The sequence below is a fragment of the Dialister sp. genome, assembly GCF_051885895.1.
Taxonomy (GTDB): Bacteria; Bacillota; Negativicutes; order Veillonellales; family Dialisteraceae; genus Dialister.
The window spans coordinates 9329-18925 of the sequence record NZ_JBJEXP010000077.1; the positions used below are offsets into that span (position 1 = coordinate 9329).

A 9597-nucleotide genomic window follows, 5' to 3' on the forward strand; every position below is an offset into this window, starting at 1 on the left:
CCCCATGGACGCCGTGCCTATTTTTATTCCAGAAGCACCATGCCGTACACCGATACTTCCTTCACCGGGCCTGTCAGGACATGGGTATCAAAGCCGTTGTCCCTAGCCAGGGCAAAGACATCAATGCCGCAGGCTTCCAGGGAGGGACGGGCCGATTCGGGGTGGATACAGTGCTTCAGATTGCACACTTTGCACAGGCCGCAGCGCCCTGCTTTCAGGGCAAAGGCCTTATAATAATCCTTCATCATAGCTGCTTTTTCCACTTTGAGCAGGATGTCCAGAAGGCCGTTGGTCAGGCGGATATCAAATTCCTGCCAGTCACTGCATTCTTCCAGTTTGATGGGCATGGTGTGTTTGATGAGGATTCCCAGACTGTATTCATCCAGAAATTCATTGATTTCGGAAAGCTTCGGCGTATAAGGCGGACAGCACAGGCATTTTCCATACTGTGGACAGCCGAACTGGCATTTCATCCGGGGCCATACGCCCCGCCTGATTTTCGTCACATCCACCATTTTCACATCTGCCGCACCGGCTTTTCGTGCTTCTTCCATGAGCTCCATGCTGTCTTCCTTCTTCATGATGACCTCCTTCGACTGCTGCCTTTCCCGGTATGCTTTTTCCTTTTCCGTACAGACCGGATTCCTTTTCTTTTATTGTAACACCTCTTTTCTCTCAAAAAATCCTGTTGCTCTCTCCTCGGTGATTGATTAAAATAAATAGAAAAAGATTTCCTATTTATTTGCTCTTTATTGGCATAAAATAATATTTTTATTTATAAAAGGAGCTTTCCATGAAAAAAATACTCATATCCCTGTCCCTTCCTCTTCTCCTGTCCCTGGGAATATCCGCTTCTGCTGCACTGCCGAAGGAAGGCGTATATCTGGACAAGGATGGCAGTCCTGTCACCGAGGAGCAGATGGTGCCTCCGTCCCTGAAATCCGCCAAAATGCTTCCCCAGACGCAGGCTGTACACGATGCTCTCTTTACTCTTCCTCACTCCGTTTCCACGGTCCTTCTTCTTTCCATCAATGAAGACGGAGCCGTTACCCATGAGGAAGTGGCGGAAAGTTCTTCCTCCATCGTTCTTGACCAGTACGCAGCTTCTTCTGCTGAATCCTGGTCCTTCCGTCCTGCCCGCCGGGGAGATAAGGCAGTTCCTTTTACCGTCCGTATCCCGGTACGGTTTACCTCTTCCATGACTGCCGTCCCTCCCCAGCCGCTCTCGCAGGTCATGAGTGATATGACAGAAAAAGAAAGAACCGCCGCCGAAGAAGCGGGGCATCCTTCCCTCTCCGTCAGAATCTCCATTGACCAGAATGGAAAAATGGACAAGGCACCGGAAGTGATAAAAGAGGGCACTTCCCTGTCTGATGAGAATTTCAAAATTCTCTCCCGCTACATAGAACGGTCTCTCCGGCAGTGGACCTTCAGTCCCGCCCGGAATCCGGATGGTGAAAATATAGCTGCCGAAACCACCCTTTCCCTGCAGATGTAAAGAAACAGAAAATAAAAACAGGATGAACCGCTGACGTTCATCCTGTTTTTTGCTGCCTTTTTCCAATGAAGCAGAAGCCCTTTTCTGCTCACCGCTCCGCCGGAAATCTTTGCTACACCTTCACCGCCTTATATTTCCCGTCTTCCACTTTCAGAAGCACCAGATCCACCTCCGGATCTCCGGAATTGTTGAAGGTCATGGGCCCCAGGGCGCTTTCAAAGTCTCTGATATTGGCCAGGGCATCCCTCACTTTTTTAGAGTCGGTGGTGGTACCTGCATTTTCCATGGCCTTTGCTGCCAGTTTGGCAGACACATAGGCGCAGGCCGCAAAGTTGTCCGGATCATGGTTATATTTGGCCCGGAAGTCCTTTACGAATTGTCTGGTGGCCTTTGAATCTCTTTCCGGAGACCACATGGAGGAAACGTACACGTTGTCCGCTGCTGCTCCGGCAATGTTTACCAGCTCCGGCGACATGAAACCATTATCCCCCAGCACCGGCTGATTCATTCCCATGTCCCTCATCTTTTTAAGGATAAGCCCGCCTTCCTGGTAGTAGCCTGCCACCACCACCGCATCAGGATTGGCGTTGTGGATTTTGGTGAGCTGGGCAGAAAAATCCGTGTCCTTATCGGCAAAGGTTTCTGCAGCCACAATGTCTACGCCCTCATTTTCCAGTGCCTGCCTGAAGGTTTTGTAGGCAGATACCTGATGTTCATTATTATTGGAATAGAGCACCGCCACTTTCTTATATCCCAGAAGCTTATGGGTTTTCTGCACGGTCTGGGGAATGTTCCTGGATTCAGGCACACAGTTTCTGAACATATAGTTCCCTATATCCATAAGGCCCTCCGCCGTGGTGGCCGCGCCGAGAAGAGGAATCTTCGCCTGCTGGAAAAGGGGCCCCACTGCTTTGTATTCTCCGGAAATCAGAGGCCCTACCACGATGACCTTTTTGGCGGCAATCATTTTCTGGGCCGCGGACACCGCCTGCTGCACATTGCCTTTGGTATCCACCATTTCCACATCCATGTGGATTTTTCCTTCTTTGTTGATTTCCTCTACTGCCAGGTCAAAGCCTTCTTTTTCTGCCAAACCATAGGAAGCCACGCCGCCGGACACGCCGTTGATAAAGCCTACTTTGGCCGTCTTTCCTGTCCCCTGGCCTTCACTCTTTCCGCCGCAGCCGGAGAGTCCTGCACATGCAGCTGTCATCATGAGGCCGAGGCCTGCCATTTTGAGTCCTTTTTTCCAGTTCATCATCTTTTTTCTCCTTTGGATGAAATAGCACATGTGCAATCTTCACTCTGTCCGGAATGGCAAAGCGCCTCTGTCTGCTGCTGCAGACAGAGGCGCTTCGCGCGGTACCACTCCGGTTTGTCACTCCAGCCGCCGGATATGAATGAATGGATGGAAAAAGAAAAGCCCCTGTCCACTCTGGGACAGGGGCGAAATCGCGGTACCACCCTGCATTATACTCCGAAGGCCTGTCCTGTAACGGGGACTTCCGTCCTGATTTACGGAAAATTCTTTCAATCAGGATGCTCACGAGTGATAGTCCGCAGATTTTCCGCACCGGCTTTCACCTTCCGCCGGCTCTCTGAAGCTTCCCGTCTGTTTCCTTCTCGTTCACAGCATGTACTTGATCTGATATGTTTATGATGATACTGAATCTTTATCTCTTCGTCAATATGAAAATCTGTCACTTGCATTTTCCGTAAAGAAGGAGCTTTGTATGACTCCATAGAATACTTAAAGTTCCTTTTCACTCCATCACGGAAGAAAAATGCTGTATCCTCCCTCCTGCAGAAGCTTTTTCCTCCCTTTAAAAAAAAGTTGGATAAACTTTTGCAAAGTACCTTGCATTGCAAAGTACTTTGTGATATATTGTTACCAACAAAGAAATTGACCTTCATTCAACAAGTGAATTGATTTCTTTCAAAGAACCTCTGATTCCTCAGAAAGGAAAAACCATGAACATCCAACTAAAAAAAGGCGTCATGGAGATTGTGGTTCTATCCATGCTCAGGCGGAAAGACTACTATGGTTATGAACTGGTTACGGAAATTTCAAAATATATAGAAATGTCGGAAGGGACCATTTATCCCCTTCTGAACCGGTTCAAGAAAGACGGCCTGGTAGATACATACCTGGCGGAATCACATAACGGCCCTCCACGAAAATATTACCGCATCACTGACGCAGGGCGGGAGGAATTCAAGGAATCCCTCAAAGAATGGACTGAATTTACAAAAGCCGTGAAAGACATACTAGAAGAAGGAGGCGATATCCATGAATGAAACAGAATTTTTAGATCTGCTCAGATACTATTTCCGCAATGCCAAAACGGAGGAAGTCAATGAGATTCTGGCAGATTATGAATCCCATTTTGAAGAAGGAAAAAAGCGGGGGCTTTCCGAAGAAGAAATCGCCAGAGAACTTGGCAGCCCCAAAGATATCTACAATTCTTTCCAGTCGGAAGGTGTAGTGGATGAAAAGACAAAGAGCCGGGAGTTTAAGGATACCGCCCAGAAGATTGCCCAGGGCGCCCAGAATAAGGTAGAAAAAACATGGGCGGAAGTCAGCCCGAAGATTCCCCAGGCCGCCGAGACCACGGCCCATATGACCGCCCGTCTCCTGACTGCCGCCGGTATAGTGGTAGCCATCGCTGTTTTAGCCGCTGCCGGTCTGGTCATCGGATTCTTCTCCACCAACCTGGTCCCCTTCCATGGCATGGCCCCGGTTCCACGATTCAGTTTCCTTACGCTGGCATCGATCGGAAGCTTCGGTATTTTTACCGCTCTTTCCATTTATCTGATTGCCAAAGAAGGCAGCCGTGCTATTGAAAGCAGTTTCAGCCAGCCTCCAAAAGCCAAAGGCGGTGAATCCAAATGAAGAAAATCCTCATTTCCGTGATTCTCGCCATTGTTTCCCTTATCATCGGCACCTTTTCATTTATTATCAATGATCTTCCTTCCTATCATCGCTGGATGGCAGAAAATGTTCCCAAGATCATGGATAATTTTGATCACTGGAACAAGGACCGTAAAGATTTCAAAAACGGTCCTGCCAATGACCGCATGCGGGACGACATGAAAGACCATCATGATAAAAACAGCATGATGGGTCCCGACAGAAAGGATATGCCCGATGACAGGCAGGATCACATGCAGGACATGCCTCATGACAGGCAGATGCCAAACGATGAAAACAGCAAGTAAAGATATATAAATTCATTCCCGTCCATCATGGTCCGGGATCATACCAGCCCGGTGCCATTGATTTTATATATATCCCCAGAACAGCATGCAAAGAGGGAGTCTCAGGGATACTCCCTCAGGAGAGATGAACACTCCCCAGATTACAGAAAGTGAGGATTAGCCATGAAAAAATTAAATACACTGATCGTTGCATCCATCACAGGCCTGGCACTGGCCGGCGGCTTCCTTTTCGCCGATACCGTATCGGCAGCAGACTACAGCCATCCGCCTAAGTTCCAGCAGCAGGAACAGACTCCACCGCAGATTCACAAGGAAAAGAAGCACGTGGAAAAGGCCAAGAAGCCGAAAGTACACAAAGATAAAAAAGCCAAGCACGAACAGAAAGACCAGTGGGATAAAACCATTCCTTCCCGCTACAACTAAGGAAAAGCTGCCGGAATCGGGATCAGTTTTGACTCCCCTCTCCCGCTCAATGCAAGAAGCAGGCAGCATGTTATCAATTTCAGGGAAATCGCGGAAAGCCTTCCCTATCTGGAAAGTGTGATTGTATAATGAAAAAGTCAAGTATCCTCCTCATTGCTTCCATAGCCGGTCTGGCATTAACCGGCGGCGCCTTTTGGACCGGATCCGTATCTGCTTCCAATGACCGCCCTGCTGTTTATCAGGAAGAAAATATGCCTGCCATGCCGGACAACAGCAGACAGTCTTCCGTAAAGAAAAATCAGCCGCAGAAAGCTGAACCGCGGAAAGATTCCCAGGACCGGAGCGTAAACCGGAAAGCTGCTCCTGAAAAAGGCAGCCGGAATGACGGCAGCATGCAGAACAGCAGAATGAACCGGGCCCCTTCCAAAGGACAGGATACAGAATACAAAGGAAATTCCCAAAACGACAAAGGCCAGATGGAACAGAGGGACAATCCCCGCAGAAATGACGCCATGCCTTCCCGCTGAGGAAAAATTTCCTGTTGAAAAGACCCTTGTTATAACGAAGAAAGAGAGGTTTCAACCATGAAGAAATTAAACGCATTAATTATTGCATCCATGACCGGTCTGGCACTGGCCGGCGGCTTCCTTTTCGCCGACACTGTATCAGCAGCAGACTATAACCGTCCGCCGGAATTCCAGCAGGATAAAGGACCGGGACCGGAAATTCACAAAGACAAAAAGAATGTAGAAAAAGCGAAGAAACCGAAAATCCATAAGGACAAAAAAGCCCAGGATGAATGGAAAGATAAAAAAGACCAGGGCCATCAGCGCAAACTGAAACCCTGGGAAGAAAAGTACTATGAACAGCATCCGGAAGCCCGGGAAAGAGATGCCCAGAAAGGCAAACCGGAAAAGAAAAATATACAGGATGATGACGGCATTACCTGGCATCGCCTGTAATTCCAAACAAAAAGACCTGTTTCAAAAGAGGAATCAACCATGAGAACCATGAAAAAAGCATTTTTATCCGCCGCCCTGCTCCTTTCTTTTTCTGCAGCAGGTGCTGTTTTCGGAACTGCCGCTGATGCAGCTTCTCTGGAAGCCAAAGCTCCGGCAGGACCAGTGTCTGACACAGGACGGGACTACCGCATCGCACTGATCAATGCGGAGCGTTCTTCCGGCCCTGTCATTCATAAACCTGGAAAGAAGGATATCCGCGAGGCACGGGAAGACGTTTCCCGCCGCCCTGACCAGGACTCCTTCTCTGAAAGCAAAGGAGGTGACTATCGCAGAAACCAGCCTTCTGACGAGCCTTCCGATGTCCGCGGCGACCGCAGAGACGGCCCGGACCATGAAATCCGCCCGATGGACGGACGGCCCGATTTCCATTCCGACCAGGAAGGAAAAGACCGGGACCATCGCTTTGATAAGCACCGCGGCCCCCGCTTTGACAAGGACGGAAACAAGGAAAACCACCGTTTCGATGAGCACCGCGGCCCCCGCTTTGACAAAGACGGGAACAATGAAAATCACCGTTTCGATGAACACCGCGGTCCCCGTTTTGACCAAGGCAGAAAGGACAGAGACCACCGTTTTGACAAAGGTCATGATCCCCGCTACGGCAGGGATGGAGATCACCGTTTTGACAGACGGCATGACAGCAACGGAAAAGGACGGCCTGTTCCGCCTCCGGAAGATGCACAGTTTTAAGTACTGATTTCATTATCCAGTTTCTATAAGGGAACCGGTCCCTGTATTACCCCTGACGCACGGGGACCGGGTTCCCCTGAATATCTTATTTATCATAACCCAATACCCTCTGACAAAAGAGCAGGATTCCCCTCCTGCTCTTTTTCCTGTCCATCTTTATAAAAACTTTAAAATTTATTTAAGCCGTCTCTGCAGAGGTTATATATAATAGCTTAAGAAAACACCACCGGATGTTTTTCCATTTCCTGCCGGACACAGCCGGCAGGAAATGCTTTCACAGGAAGCTTTGAGGAATGGGAAGAATCATCCCTTTCATCTGTGCTATAATATACATTGGCATACAGCCTGATCTGGAGGATTATTATGATATCAATTGTGACGCCTGTATATAACGAAGAAGGCAACGTGGTGTACTTCCATGATGAAGTAACCAAAGTCATGAAAACCCTGGACATGGACTATGAAATCATTTATGTAAATGATGGCTCCAGGGATCGGACCGACGAACTGATTCATCAGCTGGCAGACCATGACCCTCACGTGCGGGCTCTCACATTTGCCCGTAATTTCGGACATCAGATTGCCATTACCTGCGGCATGGATTTTGCCAGAGGCGATGCAGTCATTACCATGGACGGCGATATGCAGCATCCGCCGGCCCTGATTCCCAAACTGGTGGAAAAATGGCAGGAAGGGTATGACATTGTGCAGACCATCCGCACAGCCACGGAAGATGCCGGATTCTTAAAGAAGCTGACCTCCTCCGGCTACTATGCGGTGATCAATTCCATTTCCACCACCCGTGTAGTGCCGGGAGGCTCCGATTTCCGTCTTATGGACAGGAAAGCACTGGACACCTTCCTGAAATTCCGGGAACACAGCCGCTTCATCCGCGGTATCGTGGGCGGTCTCGGATTCAAACAGGCATCCATTGAATTTGAAGCTCCGGCGCGCCATGCGGGAGTTTCCAAATTCTCCATGAAGAAAATGCTTCATTTTGCCATGGACGGCATTATCACCAACTCCACCATTCCCCTCCGGATTTCCTTTTATATAGGCCTTCTGGCTGCTTTTGCCGGTTTCCTGCTGATTCTCCATGTACTGTACTGTGTAATCGCAGGAAAGGCTGTCCCCGGATGGGCCACCATGACTATCCTGATTTCTATTTTCGGAAGCCTCAATCTCATGTGCCTCGGTATTCTCGGCGAATATATCGGCCATGTATTTGAAGAAACCAGGAACCGTCCTCTGTACTGGCTGCAGGATGATACAGCCTCCCATCCCGAAAATCCCTATTATAAAACCCACGAACCGGAAAAGCACTGATTCCGCCGTTATCAGATTTCTTTTCCGCCTGTTTATGACAGGAAAGTCAATCAGGAGCCTCGTGAAAAATCAAATAAAAAAGGCGCATGGAGCCCTTCAGGGCGTCTGACCGTCCCTGATCCATCCTGCCTGTCTTCAAAGAGAAAGGCAGCCTGCAGTACAGCGGAGAATCTGTTTCCCCGTTGTTTTGCAGTGACCGGTTTCTCCATCTGCCGGGAAAGGATATGTTATGAGCAATACCCCATTTTTTGAAAGTGAACTTTTTGCAGAACTGAAAGAAGATCTGACCCAGTCCTCCCGCTTTACCGCTACCTACCGCATTGCCGCCTCCGATTACGAAGAAGCTAAAAAGCTGGCCTTCGGCATCTGTGTGGAGCAGACTGTGGAATGCCCCTACGAACTGGTGGAGGGTACTTCCATCGGCGATACCATCGTGGGCCAGATTGAAGATCTGAAGAAAGCGGAACCCGGCGCCTATTACGCCACCATTTCCTATGATCCCTCTGCCGTAGGCAGTGAAATGGCAGAACTTCTGAATATGCTCTTCGGAAATACCAGTCTCCAGCCGGGCATTAGACTCATGTCCTTTGAACTTCCGGAATCCATGTATGACAATTATCCTGGTCCCCGCTTCGGCCGTACCGGTATCCGCGATCTGTGCGGCGTTCCCCGCGGACCCATTCTCATGTCCGCCATCAAGCCGCTGGGAAAATCCCCGAAGGAACTGGGCAAAATGGTGTATGACCTTGCCCTTGGCGGCTGCCCTATTATCAAGGATGACCACAGCCTGATGAATCAGGACTATGCTCCCTTTGAAGAAAGAGTACTCCAGTGTGTCATGGCTCTGGCTGACGCCAAAGAAAAGACAGGGAAAAAGAGCATGTATATTGCCAACTGCACCGCTGACGGCCTCCAGTTTCTGGACCGGGCCTACAAGGCCAAGGAAATCGGTGCCGACGGTATTATGGCTGCTCCGGCCATTACCGGCTTCACTGTCATCCGGGACCTGGCCAGAGACCCGGAATTCAATCTTCCCATTTTCCTTCACCCCTGCTTCTCCGGTCCCCAGGTACTGTCTAAAGACTCGGGCATTTCCCCCTTCTGCTATTATGGACAGCTCTCCCGTCTGGCAGGTGCGGATGCCGTCATTTTCACCAGCTTCGGAGGACGGTTCTCCTTCTCCCAGGATACCTGCACTAAAATCTGCGAAGGCACCGATGAAAAGATGGCCTACCTCCGTCCTATTTTCCCCATTCCCTCCGGCGGCATGAGATGGCAGCTCTTCAAGGATATGTACCGGGTATACGGTCCTGACAGCATTTTCCTCGTCGGCGGCGCCCTCCAGACAGAAGGCCCGGATCTGACGGAAAATGTAAAATTCTTCCTGCAGAAACTGGAAGAAGCCCAGCAGTAATATAT

General features: G+C 49.6%; 12 protein-coding genes and 1 other annotated feature. Of the genes, 10 read left to right on the forward strand and 2 right to left on the reverse strand.

Annotation, left to right across the window (positions count from 1 at the left end):
* Positions 1-23: 23 nt before the first annotated feature.
* Positions 24-581, reverse strand: coding sequence for a DUF2284 domain-containing protein (locus tag ACI4N7_RS06390; RefSeq protein ID WP_439732520.1), 558 nt, complete (start codon positions 579-581; stop codon positions 24-26).
* Between the two features lie 212 nt (positions 582-793).
* Here ACI4N7_RS06390 and ACI4N7_RS06395 point away from each other — a divergent pair, with 212 nt between their 5' ends.
* Positions 794-1498, forward strand: a complete 705-nt coding sequence (locus tag ACI4N7_RS06395; RefSeq protein ID WP_439732521.1) for a TonB family protein — start codon at positions 794-796, stop codon at positions 1496-1498.
* Positions 1499-1610: 112 nt separating this feature from the next.
* Here the strand turns inward: ACI4N7_RS06395 and ACI4N7_RS06400 are convergent, their stop codons facing one another.
* A complete protein-coding gene (locus ACI4N7_RS06400; RefSeq protein ID WP_439732522.1) occupies positions 1611-2759 on the reverse strand; it encodes an ABC transporter substrate-binding protein in 1149 nt (382 codons plus the stop codon).
* A 178-nt stretch (positions 2760-2937) separates the two neighbouring features.
* Positions 2938-3138: a binding site (T-box leader), on the reverse strand.
* Between the two features lie 331 nt (positions 3139-3469).
* On the opposite strand from ACI4N7_RS06400, the gene ACI4N7_RS06405 reads away from it, so the two are divergent.
* The 9 genes from ACI4N7_RS06405 (at position 3470) to ACI4N7_RS06445 (ending at position 9592) form a co-directional block, all read left to right on the forward strand.
* A complete protein-coding gene (locus tag ACI4N7_RS06405; protein WP_439732523.1) occupies positions 3470-3796 on the forward strand; it encodes a PadR family transcriptional regulator in 327 nt (108 codons plus the stop codon).
* A complete protein-coding gene (locus ACI4N7_RS06410; protein WP_439732524.1) occupies positions 3789-4391 on the forward strand; it encodes a DUF1700 domain-containing protein in 603 nt (200 codons plus the stop codon). The genes ACI4N7_RS06405 and ACI4N7_RS06410 overlap by 8 nt, the downstream gene beginning before the upstream one ends.
* A complete protein-coding gene (locus ACI4N7_RS06415; protein ID WP_439732525.1) occupies positions 4388-4717 on the forward strand; it encodes a hypothetical protein in 330 nt (109 codons plus the stop codon). The genes ACI4N7_RS06410 and ACI4N7_RS06415 overlap by 4 nt, the downstream gene beginning before the upstream one ends.
* A gap of 162 nt (positions 4718-4879) precedes the next feature.
* Positions 4880-5140: a hypothetical protein gene (locus tag ACI4N7_RS06420; protein ID WP_439732526.1), complete on the forward strand. Its 261-nt coding sequence runs from the start codon at positions 4880-4882 to the stop codon at positions 5138-5140.
* A 128-nt stretch (positions 5141-5268) separates the two neighbouring features.
* Positions 5269-5667 carry a hypothetical protein gene (locus ACI4N7_RS06425; RefSeq protein ID WP_439732527.1) on the forward strand — a complete coding sequence of 133 codons (399 nt, stop codon included), beginning with the start codon at positions 5269-5271 and terminating at the stop codon, positions 5665-5667.
* Positions 5668-5724: 57 nt separating this feature from the next.
* The gene (locus ACI4N7_RS06430) at positions 5725-6102 is read left to right on the forward strand and encodes a hypothetical protein (RefSeq protein ID WP_439732528.1); all 378 of its coding nucleotides are present in this window, start codon (positions 5725-5727) and stop codon (positions 6100-6102) included.
* Between the two features lie 39 nt (positions 6103-6141).
* Entirely contained in the window at positions 6142-6852 is a 711-nt protein-coding gene (locus ACI4N7_RS06435) for a hypothetical protein (RefSeq protein WP_439732529.1), read from the forward strand.
* A 363-nt stretch (positions 6853-7215) separates the two neighbouring features.
* Positions 7216-8178 (forward strand): glycosyltransferase family 2 protein, encoded by a 963-nt coding sequence (locus tag ACI4N7_RS06440; protein WP_439732530.1) that lies wholly within the window; start codon positions 7216-7218, stop codon positions 8176-8178.
* A 229-nt stretch (positions 8179-8407) separates the two neighbouring features.
* A complete protein-coding gene (locus ACI4N7_RS06445; protein WP_439732531.1) occupies positions 8408-9592 on the forward strand; it encodes a RuBisCO large subunit C-terminal-like domain-containing protein in 1185 nt (394 codons plus the stop codon).
* The last annotated feature ends 5 nt before the right edge of the window (positions 9593-9597 follow it).